Here is a 20,926-nt window from a genome sequence, read left to right on the forward strand (position 1 = left end):
ATGATATATTTCTTTGAGAAAATTAGCCGTTTTTTATCAAATATAGTGGAAAATCCTCAATGTCAGTCTTTTATCCCATCATATATTTGTACCACCACCAAAAATCTATTTTCCTTCATTATAAAATGACAAATAGTGTGCTATTGCGTCCTTATTTTTGATCGTTTTTGCTCAAATCCTAATATGTAGAAACCTGAATTTTTGACATACTTACTTACGCAACAGGTCTTATCTATAATACACGCCATATCTAGAAAATGCCATTACATATTCTCCAAAAGCAAGCGAACGCTGTAACTTATTGGTTTTTATAAATTTTTGATCAATAAGTTTACGACATAATGGACATTCCTCATTTTCCATACGAATTGATTCAACCATACAATTCTTATGAAATTGGTGCATAGAATGACAGGGTAATATGACTATATCGTTAGGATTTGAAAGATTCATATATGCCAAGCAAATAGGACACTCCTTTAAGTATAAACTATCTTCCATAAAAGAATCATCAACATGTTTACGACATAGTGGACATTCCTCATTTCCCATACGAATTGATTCAACCATACAATCCTTATGAAATTGGTGCGTAGAATGACAGGGTAATATGACTATATTTTCAGAATTTGAAAGACATAAATCTTGAAAGCAAATAGAACATTCTGAAGATAATAATTCTTTTAGATGATGATGTCTAGATATAACCGCCATCATTAAAGGAGTATAGCCGTGTTTATTCACTTTAAATTTATCAGCTCCATTGTCTAATAAAATCTTAACTGTTTCATAATCACCCTTTTTAGCTGCTTTATGTAATGATGTATTACCAAAATGATCTACCTCTTCTAGCTTATATTTCAACAAATCCAATGCCCTCTTTAATTCCGCGTCTTGGCCTGAGTAGCTAATTGAAAGAGTACTTCCTACCGGCTCACTAAGTTGAGAGGAGACATTATGTATATAGGTCAAGCTTCTTGTACAACTGCTATTAATAACATATAATAAGATTACAAAGGCACATAGACTACTACCTCTAACTTTTTTCAAGAGAACATAAAAATTGTATAAAATCATAATCAAAATATATTTAAATCTATCATAAGAAAACTTACTTATTAGCTTTTCAAGCACCAAATTGTTAAAAACAAAGAATTGGCAATTGAATTATATATGACATTAATGTATAAAAATTATTGGAATATTCCAATTTTGCACATTATTGCAACTACCCAAATACCTTTCTTGAACTTTTTAAAAATAACTGATTGTTAAATATAAATATTTTTATAAATTTTAACATATCAGAAAATGTACTCAAAATTTTTACCAAGAATTTTATATTTAATTACAAATCAACTATAAAAATAACAGCTGTTGTATGCAGAACACAGGGTACCTGAGTAGTTACACATTATTTATTAGCTAATTATATTGGAACCCACATTCCGCACCTTTTTTTAGATTCTTATTAATTAAATTAAGATCAATTGATAACATCAAAACTATTTAATATTACTTCAAAAACAACATTTTGTAGAATATATTGTTTAATGAAACACTCATTTCATAATGAATGATTAGGTTTGCTTCCTTATTATACTAAATAAAAAGTTACCATACAATAGTAAAGCAAAAAATTATTACTAATTAGTAGTTTCTAAAACTTATACTCTGTACAAAGTTTTACTTTGGCTATGAAAGTATATTACTATACAATTATAAAAATTATTAGTAATCAATTATAAAATAATTGTAAGATTTGCATTTTTTGGTGCGGAATGTGGGTTGGAATATTTATTTTTTTGTATTTTAATCACGAAATGAATTTATATGTAAAAAACCTAAACATACTAGATCTTACTAAAATTATTAAGTGAAATTTTGCAAAATAATATATATATAAAATTCATCGAATAGATTTAGTGGTCAGACTAGGCAACTCTGCATACAAATAAAAATACTTTTGCTCTATACTCTGAATAAATTTTCATAAATTATCCTACTTAAAGTAAGGCAGCTATATCGAACTTTTTAGTGGGTTTGGTTCAAGTATACAAAACTTGGCTCTAAAACTTACTGTTAAAGTAACGATGCCACCGTATATCCTTTTATTCATTTAGGTATGTCAAATATTATCGCTGGTATCGACATAGGCACCAGCAAAATTTGTGTAGTTATAGGAACTCAAAGCCAATATGATAGCAATAAGCTTGAAGTTTTAGGTATGGGCAAGGCTACATCAGACGGTATAGTCCGTGGTATGATTGTCAATATAGATAAAGCTGCTGTTTCTATAAAACAAGCGCTACAAGCTGCAGAAGAAGACTCTGGTATAAGTGTCAATGTAGTCAATGTAAATATTGCAGGCAAACATATTGCAAGTGCCTATCATGCTGGAAGCATTACTAGGGATTCTGTAGAACAGGAGATCACAGTAGATGATATCAACAAGCTTACAAAGGATATGTATCGTATTGTAACGCCTCCTGGAACAGAGATGATCTATGCTATGCCACAAGAATATACCATAGACTATGAAATAGTTACTCAAGACCCAGTAGGTATGCTGGGCGTAAAATTAGAAGCTGATTTCCATATTATTACAGCTAAAACACATGCTATTCAAAATATACATAAGTGTATAAAAAAAGCAGGAGTAGAAGCAGAAATAGTTATGAGTTCTTGTTTAGCGGCTAGCTTGGCTGTACTTAGTGATGAAGAAAAAGAAGCTGGTGTTTGTTTGGTTGACTTTGGTGCAAGCATTATTAATATAGTAATATTTTTTGATTCCATTATTCGATACACAGCTACTATTCCCATAGGCGGAAATATAATTACATCTGATATACAGAAGAGTTGCATGGTTATGGAACGTCAAGCAGAACTACTCAAAATAAAATTTGGCAGTATTCAGCCAGAAGCATTATCTGCCAAAGCTATGGTAACTATTCCAGGCCTGCGCAATCGTTCCCCAAAAGAAGTGATAATAAGCAATATTTCTAAAATTATCAAGGCACGTTTAGAAGAGATCATAGAATTTATCCATGAAGAAATTGTATTTTCAGATTTTTACGAGAAATTAGTTGCTGGAATTGTGGTAACAGGTGGAAGTGGTAACTTGCCAGGGATACAATCCATTATGCAACAAATTACTGGATTAGAAACCCGTTTAGGATTGCCAGATGAATATTTAGAAGAAGAAAGTAGTATACATCTTCGTAATCCAAGTTATGCAGCGGCAGTTGGACTAACCTTGGCAGGTTTTAAATCATTAGATTATAGACAAACATACTATAAGGCTACTCAGTCAGCTGATTTAGATTTTTCCAGAAAAAATATAAAAAAAGAAAAAAAGGGAAGATTTTCTTTTACAAACATACTTACAAAAACAAAATCTTTTTTAGTAGACGACTATGATGATAAATAATCAAAAGAAAAAATTGTAGTAAATGGTCATTTGGCAGCAACTTGCTTCTCTGTAAATTGTCTAAAAAGCAAGAAAGATCATTGTATGAATTATGAAAGATATCAGATATAAATTCGATTTACCATCTCACCATAAATCCATTATAAAAGTCATAGGTGTAGGTGGAGGCGGCAGTAATGCAATTAATAACATGTATAAACGTGGCATTAAAGATGTTTCATTTATAGTATGCAATACAGATGTACAGGCTTTACAAAACAGCCCCATACAAAATAAACTCCAAATTGGCGCAGCACTTACCAGTGGATTAGGAGCTGGTGCAAACCCGGAAGTAGGACGTAATGCTGCATTAGAAAGCAAAGAAAGCATTCGAGAGTTACTTGATAGCGAAACAAAAATGCTTTTTATCACAGCTGGGATGGGTGGTGGCACTGGCACAGGAGCAGCACCTGTTATTGCTAGTATTGCCCGTAAGCAAGATATCCTTACAGTGGGTATTGTTACACTTCCATTTTCCTTTGAAGGGAAAAAAAAGTATTTACAAGCACAAGAGGGGATCAACGAATTACGCAAACATTGCGATACAGTGCTCATTATTTTAAATGACAAAATTCAAACAACATTAGGAAACCTTTCTATTAGCAAAGCATTTTTGGAAGCAGATAACGTACTGACAACTGCTGCTAAGAGTATTGCAGAGATTATTACTGTACCTGGGTATGTGAATGTAGATTTTGAAGATGTAAAAACGGTAATGAAAGGCGCTGGGGCAGCTGTTATGGGCTCTGGTGAAGCAGAAGGTGAAGACCGAGCCTTGCGTGCTGCTGCAATGGCGCTTGCCTCTCCCCTATTAGACTATACAGACATTCGAGGAGCAAAAAAAATACTATTGTCTATTGTATCTGGCCAAACAGCAGAGTTACAAATGGATGAACTCACAGTTATTACCAATTATATACAAGAACAGACTGGTAATGATTCCGAAATGATTTTTGGACATGGATCTGATTCAGAAATGACAGAAGGTATTAGGGTTACAGTTATTGCAACTGGCTTTAATAGAGATCAGGTAACAGACAACGTCCGTATTTTTGACTATAAAAAACAAGATGTTGGTTCTATGGGTAGATCCATGCATAATGAGCATACTTATCCGCTATCCTCCCAACCATTAATCAATAAGCATAAATCCGAAATGATACAAAAAGAGGATGCCATAATTTTTCACGCCCCCCTTACAAAAAAAAAGGGTATAACAGCCTCTAATGAAACCGCACCTGTACAACTAACACTACCCTTTACTAAATCACAAGACATACAGCCTGATAAAGAATGGAAATACATCCACAGGATAACAGGGAATAATAAATATGGTAATAAAGAGCGCGTTTGGGAAGACTTTTATATAAAAGAGCAACTAGAAATACCTGCTTATTTGAGAAAAAAAATCCAGCTTGATGAGATTGATGCCAATATGGATGTTAATCAAGATCAGATTCGCTATGATTTAGAGGATAAATTGGATAAATAGACCTGTTGCGTAAGTCCTCGGGCCCACTTGGGGGCAGATTAAAATCTACTCAAAAATCCATTTTTCCTTATTATAAAATGACAAATAATATGCTATTTTGGTCGTTTATGTTCAAATCCTAATATGTAGCAACCTAAATTTTTACCTGGCTGACTTACGCAAACAGGTCTAATTTCCATTTTTTTGTAAAAAAAAGTTTTTTAACCAGAAAATAGCTCAATATCGGAAGGAAGGTAAAAAATAAATTTTTATTTGGGAGGAAGCAACCAGTAGATTACAAAAAAATAAATTACCGTTCCTAAGAACTCTACAACCGTATTAATAACAGGATTTGCAGCTACTGCAGGATCCCCCTTAAGGTATTTCGCAGCCAATGGAAGGGAAGCTCCTATAACAGCCGAACAAATAACCTGTATAACAATACTAAAACTTACCACAAACATGACGAGATAGGTAGTTTGATGTTCTTCTACACCTATGTATTTAATCAAAAATATTTTTACTATAGCTATACAGAATAAAACAGATGCAAGCATCATAGCAATTTTTATCTCTTTTAAGAGAATTCTAAGCCAATCTGATAGTGTAATTTGACCACGATTAAGTGCTTGTAGCACTACAGATGCTGCTTGACTACCTACATTCCCACCTGTATCTGTAATCATGCTAATGTAAAAAATTAGGTTATATGGTGTAAAAAAGGCACTATTAACATGTGTAAAAATGTGACTAATAACACTAGCCACAAATACTATTAGAATCCACTTTATTCTTTTTTTGAGATGTACTATGCTAGAAATACTTAGGTAGTTTGATGCAGATGGGTCTTCGTCTTTTTCCTCCTTCGAAGAAATACCCACAAACATCTCCATATCTTTATCTTGTTCATCCCTAATAATTTCTATGGCATCATCATAGGTTAGAAGACCTACCATTTTCCTTTCATTGTTTAGAATAGGAATGCTTATCAATTCATGCTCTTCGAGCCTCTTTGCAACCACTTCCTGTTCTTCATCTATAGTAGCAAATATAAAATTTGAATCTAGCACATCTGCTATTTTCTCTTGAGGCGAGCGAAAGAATAAATTATTTACAGAAGTAACTCCAACCAATTGCCCGTCGATACCTACTACGTAAACGAGGTAAGGCTTCTTCTGTAGTAACATGGCCTTCTTTTTTGCATCTTGAGCTTCTTGTTCTCGAAGTATACCCGTTGCCTCTCCTACTGTCAGGAAATGAGATATCGTTATAAACTGCTGATTCATAACACCTACTAATGGGCTATTTGTAATAGCTTCAAACTCTTTAACGAATTTTCTATCTTCTATTTCAAAAAAAGAATTAAAAACTTTAAGTTCCGATCTATTTAATCTATGGTAAAAATCAACACGTCCATCTTCGGGCATTTCTCTAAAAATTCTTAAAAAATCGCTCTTAGACATCGCGCTAAAAAGTTCCTTTTGAGCTTCTTCATCACGTAATAATGAAAATACCAACGCCTGTTCCTCAAGGGGAAGCTTATCAAAATTCCTCTTAAGTGTTCCAGGAATACTTTTTGCTAAAATATCCCCTTTTTGTATATATGGTATATGGTCTGGGTTAATGGGTGCTTTTTTTTGTTGTAGATTTGTAAAAAATGTTTTTATCCACTTCATAACCAACTTCCATTTATTTTGTTTCATAATCGTTGTTTTTTAGCTATATACAAATAACATGACGCAATATTAAATAGATTAAATTAAGAAACACCCTGACAAAAACTCCTTACTTACTCATCAATGTTTTCAACCGACATTTCGCACAAAATTTTCAGATTTTTTATTTTTCGTGTTGACTGCATCAACCTCGCTTGACAGGATAAAAACCATTTAATCTTACTTCAAAAACAGCATTTTATGTAAATACTTGCTTAATTAGGCTCTTATTTCTTAAAGAATGATTAAGGTCATGCATTATTATACTAAATAAAAAGTTACTATACAATAGAAAAAGACGTAATTATTACTAATTAATCGATCTGAAAGATTGTATTCTGTACAAATTTTTACTTTGACTAGGAAGATCTGTTGCTGTCATTTTTACATAATTAATTCTTAATCAATTATAAAAATAAATAAAAAATTATGTTTTTTTAGTGCGGAATGTCAGTTTCAACAATTAAATCCATAGTAAAACAGGAAAAACACCCCATAGATATATAAAAAAGACACATTTATTGTTGTAGTCTTTTTATTGATATTTCTCCATTTTCCAGCAAAACGGAATAACCCCAAAAGAGGCTAAATTTAATAGAATCTAGAGTAAATTACTAATAAAAAAAATTACCCTTCACAATCATCTCAAATAAATATTTTGAATAACAGATAGTAAGAATGTCTTTATCTAAAATATGATTACAAAGTGTAATTTTTTGCCTATTGATGCGTAATTATATTTCATATAAAAGCTAATATAATACATTTGTTGCATAAACATGTAACAAAACTTTCTTTATTTAAATTCAATTTACAACGAAAGTATTGATTTTTATTTATATCTTTGCATTATAAAAAAGATCTCACTTGATTTTTTAAAAAAATTAACAGACTTGCGAGTTTATAACTCGCAGTTTTATATATAGACAATAAGTAAAATTTGATTTTATAAACCAATAGAATATCAATATATAATTGTGCTTAGATAGCACCTAATTAAAAATTAATTCAGATTTAGATAAATAATGAAATCTAGAAACATAATACTTTTTCTGACTGCTGTTATTTCCTTGCTGTCACTTTATTACCTTTCTTTTACTTTTGCGGACTACCGCGTACAACGCCAAGCTGAACAACAGGCTATGGATAGTCAAGGGAAAGTAGATTTTGATTGTACCCAAGCTTATTTAATGGAAGTTTGGAAAAAACCTGTATATAATCTACTTGGCGTTTCATATACCTACGAAGAGGTAAAAGAACGTTCATTGAAATTTGGTTTAGACCTGCAAGGTGGCATGCATGTAACTATGGAAATTGTACCATCTGAGCTTGTAAAAGCATTGGCCTCTTATAATGCAGATCCATTTTTTTTGGAAGCACTTACATTGGCACAGGTGGAACAAGAACAAAGTACACATATGTCATTTTCCAAACGATTTGTGGCAGCTTACAAGAAGCTTGTGCCAGAAGGGGATTTAACAGGTGTTTTTATTACTTCTGCAAATAAAGCTAGACAGTATAATTTTTCCAATGAACAAGATGTCATTAAAGCTATTGACCGAGAGATTGCCATTGCATTAGATCGCTCGCTTACCATTTTACGTTCTAGATTAGATAAGTTTGGTGCTTCACAGCCAAACATTCAACAGTTGCCTGGTACAGGAAGAATTCGTATTGAACTTCCAGGTGTTACAAATCCTATAAGGGTTAGAAAGCTGCTGGAAGGTGTAGCGCAATTACGTTTTTGGGAAGTAGCAGAGCCTAACGAGTATACTTCACAGCTAGAAGCTTTAGATAATTTTCTAGTTAAAGAAGAACAATGTGCATTAGAAAAAACACTTCCAAAAGATATTACCCAAGAGGAAAAAGAGAAACAAATGCCGAAACAATCTATTATTAGGAGACTTTCTAAATATCCATTCCCTTATGGATTAGCCTACAGTAGTGAAGATGTACCTAAAATAGAAAATATGCTTTCTAGAAAAGAAGTGAAGATATTAATGCCTAAACAGATTGTTTGGATGTGGGACAGGAAAGAACAAACGCTCAATGATGGAACAAAAGTATTTCACCTATACCCAATTAAACAATCTAAAGAGCAAAAACCACTTTTAGAAGGTGATATTATTACCAGTGCAATCCAATCTTTACGTGACAATAGTAACCAAGTAATTGTAAACATGCAAATGAACAACGAAGGAGCACGTATGTGGAGAAGAATCACAGCAAATAATATGGGTAAACATATTGCTATAACATTAGATGATCGGGTCTATTCAGCCCCAAAAGTAAATGCAGAGATTCCCAATGGGAACACAGAAATATCTGGTAATTTTACCGTAGAAGAAGCAAAAGATTTAGCCAGTGTATTACAAACAGGTTCCTTACCAGCACCACTTAAAATAGTTGAAGAAGCAATCATAGGTCCAAGTTTGGGGAAAATAGCCCAAAACCAAGGAATTATCGCAACCATGATAGGGCTTAGTCTGGTACTCATTTTTATGATGATCTATTATGCAAAGGGAGGAATGGTAGCTAATTTTGCCCTTTTATTTAACTTGCTTTTTATTCTTGGTGTTTTAGCACAGATTGATGCAACTTTAACCTTACCAGGTATTGCAGGAGTTGTACTGACCATTGGCATGTCTATAGACGCAAATGTGCTTATATTTGAACGAATTCGAGAGGAAATAGCCAAGCAAGTGCATATAAAAGACGCCATTAGTCGTGGCTATAAAAAATCTTTTAGTTCTATTATTGATTCTAATATTACGACATTCCTAACCGGAGCTATATTATATTATCTTGGGCAAGGACAAGTCCGTGGCTTTGCCATTATACTCATGATTGGAATTATTAGCTCTGTTTTTTCTTCTGTTTTTATAACAAGATTATTTTTCACTTACTTTATAGATGCATACCGCACGCCGAATTTTACCTTCTCTTATGGAGGCACAGTTCCTGGTATGTTTAAAAATATACAGATTAATTTCATAAAGCATCGCTATCGTTTTTATGCATTTTCTCTATCTTTTATAGCTTTAGGCGCTTACTTCTTTTATAAGAACCAAGGCCTTACCATGGGAGTAGACTTTTCAGGTGGTCGCTCTTATATTATAAACTTTTGTAAGCCTATGGACTCATCCTTACTCAAAACAGCGTTATCAGACAAGTTTGGAGAGGTAGTAGAAGTGCGCACATATGGATCAAATAATGTAATGCAAATTACTACTAGTTACTTAAGTAACGAAAACACTCCATTGTCCAATCAAAAAGTTCTTGAGAAAGTGGTCACTGCATTAAAAGAGCTAACTAATAATCACGCACAAAATACAGAAGTATCTTCTCAAGAAGAATTTTTCAATATCGTAAGCAGTAATAAAGTGGGGGCTACAGTAGCACAAGATGTTCAAAAAAGTGCAAAAACCGCAATACTACTTGCTTTATTTGGTATTTTTCTTTACGTTGCACTGCGTTTTAGAAAGTGGGGCTTTGGATTAGCTGCTGTATTCGCACTTATGCATGATGCGTTAGCAGTTATTGCTGGAGTTTGTATTGCACGTGCTTTTGGAATTAATTATGAAATAAATGAGGTTTTTTTAGCAGCAATGCTTACTGTTATTGGCTATTCTATTAATGATACCGTAGTCATTTTCGACCGTATAAGAGAAAAGGTAACAAATATGACTATGGATTCAACGGTCATCAATGATTCTATACGAGAAACACTAAGCAGAACCCTTATAACCTCTTTAACTACATTACTTGTTGTTGCTATTCTATTTCTATTTGGAGGAGAAGCATTACGGGGTTTTGCATTTGCATTATTACTAGGTATAATGTTTGGAACTTACTCTTCTATTTGTATAGCAGCTCCTCTATTAGTAGATTTTGGACCTTCTTCTACTAAGAATAGAAAACAGTGCCAGAAATAACGTGCGGTATGATTAATACAATAATAAGTGTATATTGTACGATAATGCCTATTGACAACAAATCAAACTAAAGAGCAATTAATCGTAAAGATTTCTTAGGAACCAGTAGTTAATATGGGTTAGTAAGACCTACTTTACTGTAAACCGCCTGCCGAAGGGACTTTTACTTTTTTGAAGGACAAAAGGGAAGAAAAAGTTCTTCCCCAACTAGGGAAGAAATATTAAAAGCTTCACAGGAACCCGAAGCTAGATAAAATCGCTCCTGTGGAGCTTAAATAATATACTTAAACTAATATTATAAATATGTTTTCAAAATTAACAATCAAAAAAATTCTTCTAATTTATATGATTTTAAATGGACTTAGCTCCATGGTACCTAATATGTTAATAGTTGGATTTTCAATAACACTGTTTGATACAGACAAAACTGGAATTTCTGCAGCTTATTTAGAACCAGCCAGTTTATTAGGAATAGGTTGTGCTGGTGTATTGGGAGGTTTTTTATTTAGGCGTTTCACCGCCTACACAATAGGTATATGTACGGTCTTGATTTCAGGATTTACTTTATTTTGTTTATTGTGGTACAGTACAGTTAATGTACGTGTTTGTACAATTACATTATTTACGCTTGCTTGTATTATGAGTATAGAACACTCCAATGGACTTGCCTTTATTAGTAAGCAAATCGGAGCTAGTGAAAAACCTTTTTTTTTCTCTACCTTCCAATTGTTCTTACAGTTCTTTAATGTTATAGCTCCTTTCGGTGCCAAAGTAATCATAGGTAAGTTAGGTTTCAAGTACCTTTTAGTTTTTTGTATTTTTATTTATATGCTAAGAACCATACCATGGCAGTTATTTCTAGCTGTAAACCCTGCTACTAAAGCGTCAAATATACATCCGCTTGGTATTCTAACTGGTTTTAAAGAAATAGCTAGCAGCCCAGGTCTTTTACGTATGACCAGTTTTCGTATGATCAATCATATAGCAACCGTATCATATATCATTAGTTTGCCTATTTTAGTTGCAAAAATTGCTGATGGTAATAGCCAAGTCAATGCAGATTTACATAGTTGTAGTTTAAGTATTATAAACTTAGGATTTATACTAAGTGGTATAGTAGGATCCTGGATGTTAAACAAAAAACCAGGGTTCGTTATTCTATTTTTATACATCAGCCCTATCTTTGTCGTTTCTGCTGCTGTTATGGCTTTTTATTCCATTCAGCCATTATACTTACAATGCACAGCTCTAATTTATGGAATGGGACTTTATTTTTTTAGAACAGCTAACTCCATTATAGGACAAGCTTTAACAAAAAAAGAGAAACTAGCACATGTTATTTTAGCAGGAGATGCAGTAGTAAAATCAATTGCCTATGGTATTGGTGCTCTAGTACCTTCTTGTATTATGCTTCAACCTATCTGGGATATAGCCCCTCCATTTGTAGGATGTGTTTTATGTTCTCTATTCTCATTGCGTATGACAGGACCAATTGTTAAACTTTATCTAAGATCTCTTTCGAATAAAAATAGTAGTACAACGTAAATGCATAAATGGCTGAATCTAGATAGCATATTTGTACTTTTAGTAAATTCGGCCTCTTTTAAAAATGATTTTATTCAAAATAACTCATCTTTATTAAAAAATGTTTGCTTACTTTTGTATTTGAGAACATCTCTCCAACTCTAAAAGGTGAATAAAAAAGTAAAATTTGTTTGTGTGACTAGGCCTATTTTTTTACGTATTGTTGCTGTAATTCTCTTTTCCTTAAATGGCCTCACTGCTTTATCAATTGATTATCAATTAATAAATGATTTTTCTTATGATCATAACAATATACGTTCTTATGATCCTGAATATAAAACCTGGAGCTTTCCCAATACTTGGCTTAGAAAAAAATATGGACGCTTTACCAATGAAAATGCTGTAAAATGGTTTTTATTTTTTAAAAATGCAAGGGGAAATATTGCTGTACCAACCAAAAAGAAGGGGGAAAAAGAACTAGAAATCGTTTATTATCAATCAGATAAGGAAATTATTTTCCATGCAAAAAAAAATATTTTGTCTTTACGTGGAACGAGTACCCTCACCTATGATACGATGAAACTAGAGGCAGATATCATTGCATTAAACTTGAATGAACACACCATTGATGCAGAAGGCACAAAAGATCAACATGGGAAAGCGATAGGCAATCCTATGTTTACTTATAAGGATGTACAAAAAGACAAATATGGGAAAGAGGGCACTACCACAACACGAACTTTTTTTATGGAAAAAATTCGATATAATATTGATACAAAACGCGCCCTAGTACACAAATTGCTTACCAAACAGGAAGAGTCTGTTATAAAAAGTGAACAGATTAAAAAAGAGGATGAAGAAACATTTTATGCCAAAGATCTTATATACACAACTTGTGGCTTAGCACAGCCTCATTTTTACATAAAAACAAAACGAGCCAAAATGGTTCAAGATAAACAGATTACTTCTGGTCCATTTCGATTCTATTTTGATGGTGTTCCTACACCACTAGGCTTTATTTTTGGTACACTCTTTCTAGAAGGTAAGCGTACGCACGGTATTATTCCACCGGAAATAGGTGAAGAAACAACGCATGGTTTTTATCTCCGCAATGGTGGATATTATTTTAACTTTGATGATTATGTCGATTTCTCCATTTTAGGTAGTATTTACTCTAATGGTACTGCTGAACTAAAAAATGAGCTCCGTTACAAAAAAAGATATTCATTCAGTGGAGATATTAGCTATGATTATAATATAGACAAAGGAAAAGGAGAAGAGGACAATATATGGTCTCTCAAATGGACACATAAAACACTAGGTTATGGTGTACGAAGCTTAAATGCCCATATTGCATTACGCAACAAATCACATAAAACAACGGATACAGATGATGAATACACAAAAACACAACATAAAGGAGAAAACAAATCCTCCGGTAGTTTATCTTATCAAGATAAACTAGTAGGTCTGCCCTATGAGTTAGCAGTGAAAGCAAAGTATGATAAAAACCTAAAATCCAATTTTGCACATTGGACTCTACCAGAAGGCACATTAACAGGTTCTTGGCATCCTTTTAAAAGAGAACATACTGGAGGAACACAACGTTGGTTCCAGAAAATACATTTAAAACACACAATAAGATTTGAAAATCAATTTCAAAATTCAAAAGAAGACCCAGACTCCTCTTCTATTTTTAGTTCAAAAAAGGATATAATCCAAATTCCATCAGATACAAAGTGGAATATTTATACAGAAAATGGTATACTTCATACCATACCTGTTAGCTTAGATTGTAAGCTATTTGAATATTTTAGTTTTATTCCGAATTTTACTTATAGCGAAGCATGGTATTGGAAAAAACTATCTTTCAAACAGGGTGAAGATCCCATACATGTACCAGGATTTAATCGGGTTTATAGTTGGAGTTTTGGAGGATCACTACAAACAAACCTATTTTATACACGTTATTTTAGTGAAGAACAGCTTATACAAGGGTTTCGTATTAAAATGGAACCAAACACTACTTTTACTTATACCCCTGACTTTTCAAAAAAAGCGTATGGGTTCTTTCAAGAAGTAACTAATAATGAAAACAAAATTGAAAATAAATACCTATTCGAAAATTTCTCACCTACAAAAAACTTACCGTATCGAGCTACGGCTGAATTAAAGCTTCAATTAAAAAACACCGTTGAGCTAAAAGTAAAGAGGGAAAGAAAGGAAGATACTGAAAAGAAAAAAAAGAAGAGTCATAAAGTTTTTCTTTTAAAAAATCTCGATTTTGAGACAACATATGATTTTAAAGCAAAAGAGTTCCATTTAACCGATGGTATTGATATAAAGATTGCTAGTGAGGCAAAAATATGGAAATTAGGCAAAGCTACTTTTGATCTAACTACTAAATTTGATCCTTATCTATCTGCACCACTGATACCCTCAGAGGATAAAAAAATTAAAGAAAAACCAATTAATGAATTTTCGTGGAACCATGGCCAATATTTAGGAAAAGTAAAAAAGGCACAGTTTAAATTAAGTATGGATTTTCAGTCCACACACAACTCAAAAGATAAAAAAGAAAAAAAGAAAGCATTATTGAATGATAGCAGTGGCAATGGATTAAAAAATAAAATTGGAGAAAAAGAACATAAGATAGACTTTGAAACTCCTTGGAGTTGCGGTTGGGAGTTCAATTGGATTTATAATAGATTATACGAATACAACGTAGGCGAGCTGAACTACACGAAACAGAAGTACATAACTTTTAATGGAAGCATTACGCTAGTTAAAAAATGGAAGCTCAGTGCACGTAGCACATATAATTTTGATACAAACAAGCTAGATCCCTATGCCACAGAAATATCTATCCAACGAGATTTGCATTGTTGGCAACTTAGCTATCAATGGAATCCTCTTGCATCTCCTGCCAAATATGATTTCTCCTTAGGCATTAAAGCCAATGCATTAAAGGCACTAAAATTACCAAGAAAAAGGTCTTACAATAAAGTGAAATAATGGCCATACCACACATGTATATAAAAAAAGCGGCTTCCTTCGTTTCAAAGCATGAAGAAAGCCGCTATAATTTATACCATTGAAGGTTATTTTACTTCCTCATATTCAGCATCTGCCACATGGCTATCATTACCACTAGCAGTAGCATCAGACTGGTTATTTGTGTTAGAAGCATCTGATGTTTTCTGTGTATTCTGAACTTGTTGATACACCTTTGTCATCACTTCACTCCAAATCTTTTGAAGGTTCTCTATTTCCCTATCAATGCCAGGAAGATCTTTTTCTGTATGTACTTTTTTAAGACCCTCTAAAGCTGCGTTGACATTTTTCTTATCTTCTTCTTCAATTTTACCATCCAACTCTTTAAGTTGTTTTTCGACTTCAAAGATTAACGCATCAGCTTGATTCATTTTCTCCGCATGTTCTTTTTCTAATTTGTCTGCAGCTGCATGAGCCTCTGCCTCTTCCTTCATACGGTTAATCTCACTTTCCGTTAAACCAGATGAGGCTTCAATTCTAATCCTTTGTTCATTACCAGTAGCTTTATCCTTTGCAGAAACACTTAATATACCATTGGCATCTACATCAAAAGTAACTTCTATTTGTGGTTCTCCTTTTTTAGCACGTGGTAGTTCAGACAAATGGAACTGACCAATAGTACGGTTATGTTTCGCCATTGGCCTATTACCCTGCAACACATGCACCACAACACTAGACTGATTGTCAACGGCTGTAGTAAAGACTTGTGTTCTCTTCGTTGGAATTGTAGTATTTGCATCAATTAATTTAGTAAATACGCCTCCTAATGTTTCAAGACCAAGCGAAAGAGGGATTACATCCAGCAATACAATTTCCTTAACTTCTCCTGTTAATATACCACCTTGTATAGCAGCCCCTACAGCAACCACCTCATCTGGATTAACGCCTTTAGAAAGTTTTTTACCAAAAAAACGCTCAACCTCTTCCTGAATTTTTGGAATGCGTGTAGAACCACCTACTAAAATAACCTCATCAATTTTACTTTGTGGATTTGGCATATCACCAAAAGCATCTTTTAGTGCTTTCTCACAAGGTCCCAATGTCCGTGCTACTAAATCACTTACAAGCTGTTCAAACTTCGCTCTAGATAGTTGCTTAACCAAGTGCTTAGGTACACCATCAACCGCAGTAATGTAAGGCAGATTAATTTCTGTAGTAGGTGAATTAGAAAGCTCAATTTTTGCTTTTTCTGCCGCTTCTCTTAATCGTTGTAGTGCTGTTGGATCTTTTCTCAAGTCTACAGATTCTTCTTTTAAGAAATCATCCGCAAGCCAATCGGTTATTTTTTGATCAAAGTCATCTCCACCAAGGTGAATATCTCCATTAGTAGATTTTACCTCAAACACACCATCACCCAGTTCTAAAATAGAAACGTCAAACGTACCACCTCCAAGATCAAATACAGCAATAGTCATATCCTTATTCTGTTTATCTAATCCGTAAGCCAAGGCAGCAGCAGTTGGTTCATTGATAATTCGCTTTACTGTAAGACCGGCTATTTCACCTGCTTCTTTAGTAGCTTGTCTTTCCGCATCGTTAAAATAGGCAGGTACAGTAATAACGGCTTCCGTAATTGTTGTACCTAAATAATCCTCTGCAGAGCTTTTCATTTTTTGCAAGATAATAGCTGAAATTTCTTGCGGAGTATACTGTTTACCACCAATGGATACACGTACGGTATTATTACTTCCAGATGTTACTTTATAAGAAACCTCCTTAATTTCATTAGCAACACTATCATAACCTTTTCCCATAAAACGCTTAATGGAACTGAGTGTATTATGAGGATTGATAATAGCTTGTCGTTTAGCAGGATCACCTACTTTTCGTTCCCCCTTTCCATCATTTAAAAAAGCGACTACAGATGGGGTAGTTCTTTTTCCTTCATTATTAGCAATGACCACTGGATCATTTCCTTCTATTACTGCAACGCAAGAGTTTGTTGTTCCTAAATCTATTCCAATTATTTTTCCCATTTCTACTTTGTTTGTATTGTTCTTCTTAATCCTTTATTAAATGCCTCGCTTCTTGATAAGAAAAGTAAATAATAAACGAATCTATATTTACCTACTCTAGGTATATAAACAAAGTTTATACCAAACTATACGATATCTATAATGGTATGACAAAATGACATAGCCTTGCCTTCCACTTGGTTTTATATATGATATATTATTGATACTTTATTTGTATTTTGTAAAGTCTTTAAATTTTATTGTTTAGCAAATCATAAAAATGCAACCATGCATAACATCATAAATTATACGCCTAATTCTATTCTATGAGTCTAGTAAACGATAATTTAGGCTGGTTTAAACGCAAAAAAAAGGGTATTCTTACACCAAGTTCAGCAAAAAAAGAATTACCAGATGGACTATGGATTAAAACGCCAAATGGTAAAATTGTACATAGCAAAGTACTACAAGAAAATTTGCAAGTAGTTCCAGATGATGGTTATCACCTGAGTATTGGTTCAAAAGATTATTTTTCTATTTTATTCGATAACCATCAATACACAGAAATTAATACAGGGCTCAAATCTACAGACCCTTTAAATTTTATAGATAACAAATCTTATAAGGAAAGATTAAAACAGGCACAAGAAAATACAGATTTGGTAGATGCTGTACGAACAGCTTATGGAACCATACATGGGTTACCGTTAGCTATTGCCTGCATGGATTTTTCTTTTATTGGAGGATCTATGGGGAGTGTAGTTGGTGAAAAAATAGCACAACTAATAGATTATGCTATATCGTTCAAAACACCACTGCTTATTATATCTAAGTCTGGAGGAGCACGCATGATGGAAGGAAGTTTTTCATTGATGCAAATGGCTAAAACATCTGCTAAACTACTCCAATTGGCTCATGCCAAAATTCCATATATTTCCCTACTAACAGATCCTACTACAGGTGGGGTAACGGCCTCTTATGCGATGTTGGGTGATATTAATATGGCTGAACCAGGTGCGCTTATCTGTTTTGCCGGTCCAAGGATAATTAGAGAAACTGTTGGGAAGGAATTACCCAAAGGCTTTCAACGGGCAGAGTTCTTATTAGAACATGGATTCTTAGATATGATTGTAGATAGAAGAAAACTCAAAGAGACCATAACATTACTGCTAAAAATGCTAAAATAGGGCTATTACAATATAAATCAGATATTGATTCATCTATGTAACTACAAAACTTGAAGGTTACATGGATGAGTTATTTCCTTTTGAAACCAGATGTAAGAGATAAAAGTTTTTTAAACTAGGATTTTTACAAAAAAAGCTCTAAATTTGTGTAAAACGCAAGGTTGGATTATGGTTATTTTTCCAAAAAGCTTTCTAAACATTGATTTAGAAAACATGTAATAACCTTTAATTTAGTGGGTGTATATAACACTAAATTAGACATTACCTAACATGTTTTTTTCAGATTTCATGTGTAATTAGGGAAAAAATAGTAGGCTCTAGTACGGTTAGGTTTAAATAAACTTGTTCCGTTTTTGTAAGACATTATTAAAATTCAATACATCTATGGAATTTTGGAAAATAGCTATTGGCGTATTTATGACAATTTATTCTTGCGTCGTGTTATATTTACTATACCATCTTATAAAGGATAAACATTTTAGTGATTAAGTTTGGTTTAATTTAATAATGAATAAATTATAATTTATAAGGCTCGCAATGTTATTGGTTAATAAACCTTATAACACTAGTTACTAAAAGCATTGTTAGGTATAATTTCTTCCCTAGTAAAGGGAGTCTCATTATAATAAAAACTCGTTTGCCAGGGAAGAAATTGTCATGTAAATAAGTGTTTTTGCTTATAGATGTATGTATGATTAGGAATTTTTCCAGTCTTCATCTGTTGCGCCTTGATTATCTACATCTGTGTTTTCTTTGTTATTTAGATCTCCCTGATCTATAATACTATTGACCTTATCGCAAAATGCACTTAACACTTGATTACCCTGAAATGTACTTCGTTGAGCTTGCTCCTCTCTTGCTCTTTGCCCGTTCTTTCTCTTTATATTTGCTTGAAGTATTTCATTTAACTCATCCTCACTGTCACTTTCTTCACCTTCTTTAGCTTTACCTGTTAATGTACTCCGTCTGTTTTTCATTTTTTCTCTCATAGTTAGTTGTTGTTCCTGAGATCTCTTCTTGGGTTTTTCTTGATTGTTACCATCACCAACAGGGTTCTCTGAAGGCCCTAATTCATTTTTTTTATCGTCATTAGATGTATTACTAAAAGTCCCATCACTCTCTTGTTCAGTATTACCAGATTTATTACCATTTGAAGTATCTGTTTCATATCCTTCATCGTCACTAGATGTACTAGAGTTCTTAGCTGGTGCTGTTTGAGCACCACTGGATGTGCCACTAGAAGTCTTATGTTGGGCTTTTTGAATATTACTAGATGTATTATCAGAAATATTAAATTCAGTATGGACAATAGTATCATTATTACTTGAAATCCCTGCTTTTACATTCCCTGATTTAGCATTTTTATCAGCACTAAATTTATAAATCGTTTCAGATTCGGCACTATTGTTTAAAATCTTTTTTAAATATCTCTGATTTGCTTCTATTGGCCCAGAACATGTTTTTGTAAGATTACTAAATAAAAACCAAAAGCTAGTAATGGTCCAAATTAACCTTCGCTTAACTATTATTTTTTGAATCGATTTTATTATTGTATTGGTCATATAGATTTTGTTTTTTATTTTTTTATTTAACTGAATTCATTAATAATCTTCCTCATTATATGAGATATAACGAATAGATACCAACACATTACATATCAAGAACGAGACTGGTAGCACGCATCACATTTTTACCATAGAAGCGTAGTTTACCCATCAAGCAACAGATGTCGAACAGTACATACTCATCCCCCCTACTTATGAAATACAAAACACTATAACCATCTTTACATTGGCAAAGCTCATTTCTGTAATACCAACAAAACGCTATGCAAGCCCTTACTTTCACTATATTAAAAAAGATCAATAATTGCAACATATAGGTTGGAATATTACAATTTTTTATCACATTATTTTATTTTTATTATTGCTTTTTATTCATAAATAAATGGATTTTCAAACAGAATATGACTTATAGTATATAAAATTTCCCTAGTATTAGGTATTGTTATACATTTTTTATAAAAATATTTATAATATTTGCACACATGAAATGTATTTATTATAATACATTTATGTACATGAAGATATCTTTTTTATTTTTTTAAACTAAAAGCACATTACCATGCATCTATTTAAAGTTTTTAGATTTCTTGTTTTAATTTTGTTGATTACCACAGGTTGCAATAAGCCCAATAATTTAGAAATGTTCCGAAGAATTTTCAAAAAAAATACCAATCCGTCTACTGCTTGTGTAAAGCTTACCAAAATCCAAAGCATTAGTGAAAAACAGGCGGATTGTGTTGATAACAAATCAGACCAATCATTTCAATTCAGCAATACGCAACAAAATTCTGTACAACATAATGATAATACTACAAAATTGGATACAACACAACCTTTAAACCATACAAATGAGTCTAATACAACGGATATATCATTAGATGAAACGTTAGACAATACAAAAACTAATGAGCAACTGAAAGCCGACCTTGAAGCACAACTAGCAGAACTAGAAAAAAAGATCAAAGAACTCTAGCCATATCAATAAACTGACATTGAGCTACCCTTCTTTAAACTCTTAGACACTTTTTCTAGCCAATTAAATGGCATGATT

11 protein-coding genes are annotated in these 20,926 nt (G+C 32.9%); 7 read left to right on the plus strand and 4 right to left on the minus strand.

Annotated elements, in window-relative coordinates; translation table 11 throughout:
- Positions 1–228 precede the first annotated feature (228 nt).
- The gene (locus CCPUN_RS02255; RefSeq protein WP_133281964.1) at positions 229–1,077 is read right to left on the minus strand and encodes an RING finger domain-containing protein; all 849 of its coding nucleotides are present in this window, start codon (positions 1,075–1,077) and stop codon (positions 229–231) included.
- Positions 1,078–2,125: 1,048 nt separating this feature from the next.
- Here CCPUN_RS02255 and ftsA point away from each other — a divergent pair.
- Positions 2,126–3,430, plus strand: coding sequence for a cell division protein FtsA (ftsA, locus tag CCPUN_RS02260; protein WP_133281965.1), 1,305 nt, complete (start codon positions 2,126–2,128; stop codon positions 3,428–3,430).
- A gap of 91 nt (positions 3,431–3,521) precedes the next feature.
- Positions 3,522–4,961, plus strand: a complete 1,440-nt coding sequence (ftsZ, locus tag CCPUN_RS02265; protein WP_133281966.1) for a cell division protein FtsZ — start codon at positions 3,522–3,524, stop codon at positions 4,959–4,961.
- A gap of 248 nt (positions 4,962–5,209) precedes the next feature.
- Here ftsZ and CCPUN_RS02270 read toward each other — a convergent pair whose 3' ends face one another.
- A complete protein-coding gene (locus tag CCPUN_RS02270; RefSeq protein ID WP_133281967.1) occupies positions 5,210–6,643 on the minus strand; it encodes a magnesium transporter in 1,434 nt (477 codons plus the stop codon).
- A 1,037-nt stretch (positions 6,644–7,680) separates the two neighbouring features.
- Between CCPUN_RS02270 and secDF the strand changes: the two genes are divergently transcribed.
- The 3 genes from secDF to CCPUN_RS02285 all read left to right on the plus strand — a co-directional run bounded on the left by secDF (position 7,681) and on the right by CCPUN_RS02285 (position 15,129).
- Positions 7,681–10,590, plus strand: coding sequence for a protein translocase subunit SecDF (secDF, locus tag CCPUN_RS02275; protein ID WP_133281968.1), 2,910 nt, complete (start codon positions 7,681–7,683; stop codon positions 10,588–10,590).
- Between the two features lie 345 nt (positions 10,591–10,935).
- Positions 10,936–12,135 carry an MFS transporter gene (locus CCPUN_RS02280; protein WP_133281969.1) on the plus strand — a complete coding sequence of 400 codons (1,200 nt, stop codon included), beginning with the start codon at positions 10,936–10,938 and terminating at the stop codon, positions 12,133–12,135.
- A 147-nt stretch (positions 12,136–12,282) separates the two neighbouring features.
- Complete coding sequence (locus CCPUN_RS02285; protein WP_133281970.1) at positions 12,283–15,129, plus strand: putative LPS assembly protein LptD; 2,847 nt, start codon at positions 12,283–12,285, stop codon at positions 15,127–15,129.
- An 86-nt stretch (positions 15,130–15,215) separates the two neighbouring features.
- On the opposite strand, the gene dnaK is transcribed toward CCPUN_RS02285, so the two are convergent.
- Positions 15,216–17,144 (minus strand): molecular chaperone DnaK, encoded by a 1,929-nt coding sequence (gene dnaK / locus CCPUN_RS02290; protein WP_133281971.1) that lies wholly within the window; start codon positions 17,142–17,144, stop codon positions 15,216–15,218.
- A gap of 305 nt (positions 17,145–17,449) precedes the next feature.
- On the opposite strand from dnaK, the gene accD reads away from it, so the two are divergent.
- The gene (gene accD, locus CCPUN_RS02295) at positions 17,450–18,310 is read left to right on the plus strand and encodes an acetyl-CoA carboxylase, carboxyltransferase subunit beta (RefSeq protein WP_133281972.1); all 861 of its coding nucleotides are present in this window, start codon (positions 17,450–17,452) and stop codon (positions 18,308–18,310) included.
- A gap of 695 nt (positions 18,311–19,005) precedes the next feature.
- On the opposite strand, the gene CCPUN_RS02300 is transcribed toward accD, so the two are convergent.
- Positions 19,006–19,872: a hypothetical protein gene (locus CCPUN_RS02300; protein WP_133281973.1), complete on the minus strand. Its 867-nt coding sequence runs from the start codon at positions 19,870–19,872 to the stop codon at positions 19,006–19,008.
- A 562-nt stretch (positions 19,873–20,434) separates the two neighbouring features.
- Between CCPUN_RS02300 and CCPUN_RS02305 the strand changes: the two genes are divergently transcribed.
- Positions 20,435–20,848 carry a hypothetical protein gene (locus CCPUN_RS02305; RefSeq protein ID WP_133281974.1) on the plus strand — a complete coding sequence of 138 codons (414 nt, stop codon included), beginning with the start codon at positions 20,435–20,437 and terminating at the stop codon, positions 20,846–20,848.
- Positions 20,849–20,926 lie beyond the last annotated feature (78 nt).

Origin of the sequence: Cardinium endosymbiont of Culicoides punctatus, from assembly GCF_004354815.1 — a bacterium.
In the GTDB taxonomy this organism is placed as follows: domain Bacteria; phylum Bacteroidota; class Bacteroidia; order Cytophagales; family Amoebophilaceae; genus Cardinium.

Coding starts and splice junctions, on each gene's coding strand:
- CCPUN_RS02280 (WP_133281969.1), top strand. CDS start 10,936: ATGATTTTAAATGGACTTAGCTCCATGGTACCTAATATGTTAATAGTT.
- secDF (WP_133281968.1), top strand. CDS start 7,681: ATGAAATCTAGAAACATAATACTTTTTCTGACTGCTGTTATTTCCTTG.
- accD (WP_133281972.1), top strand. CDS start 17,450: ATGAGTCTAGTAAACGATAATTTAGGCTGGTTTAAACGCAAAAAAAAG.
- ftsA (WP_133281965.1), top strand. CDS start 2,126: ATGTCAAATATTATCGCTGGTATCGACATAGGCACCAGCAAAATTTGT.
- CCPUN_RS02255 (WP_133281964.1), bottom strand. CDS start 1,077: ATGATTTTATACAATTTTTATGTTCTCTTGAAAAAAGTTAGAGGTAGT.
- ftsZ (WP_133281966.1), top strand. CDS start 3,522: ATGAAAGATATCAGATATAAATTCGATTTACCATCTCACCATAAATCC.
- CCPUN_RS02270 (WP_133281967.1), bottom strand. CDS start 6,643: ATGAAACAAAATAAATGGAAGTTGGTTATGAAGTGGATAAAAACATTT.
- CCPUN_RS02300 (WP_133281973.1), bottom strand. CDS start 19,872: ATGACCAATACAATAATAAAATCGATTCAAAAAATAATAGTTAAGCGA.
- CCPUN_RS02305 (WP_133281974.1), top strand. CDS start 20,435: ATGCATCTATTTAAAGTTTTTAGATTTCTTGTTTTAATTTTGTTGATT.
- dnaK (WP_133281971.1), bottom strand. CDS start 17,144: ATGGGAAAAATAATTGGAATAGATTTAGGAACAACAAACTCTTGCGTT.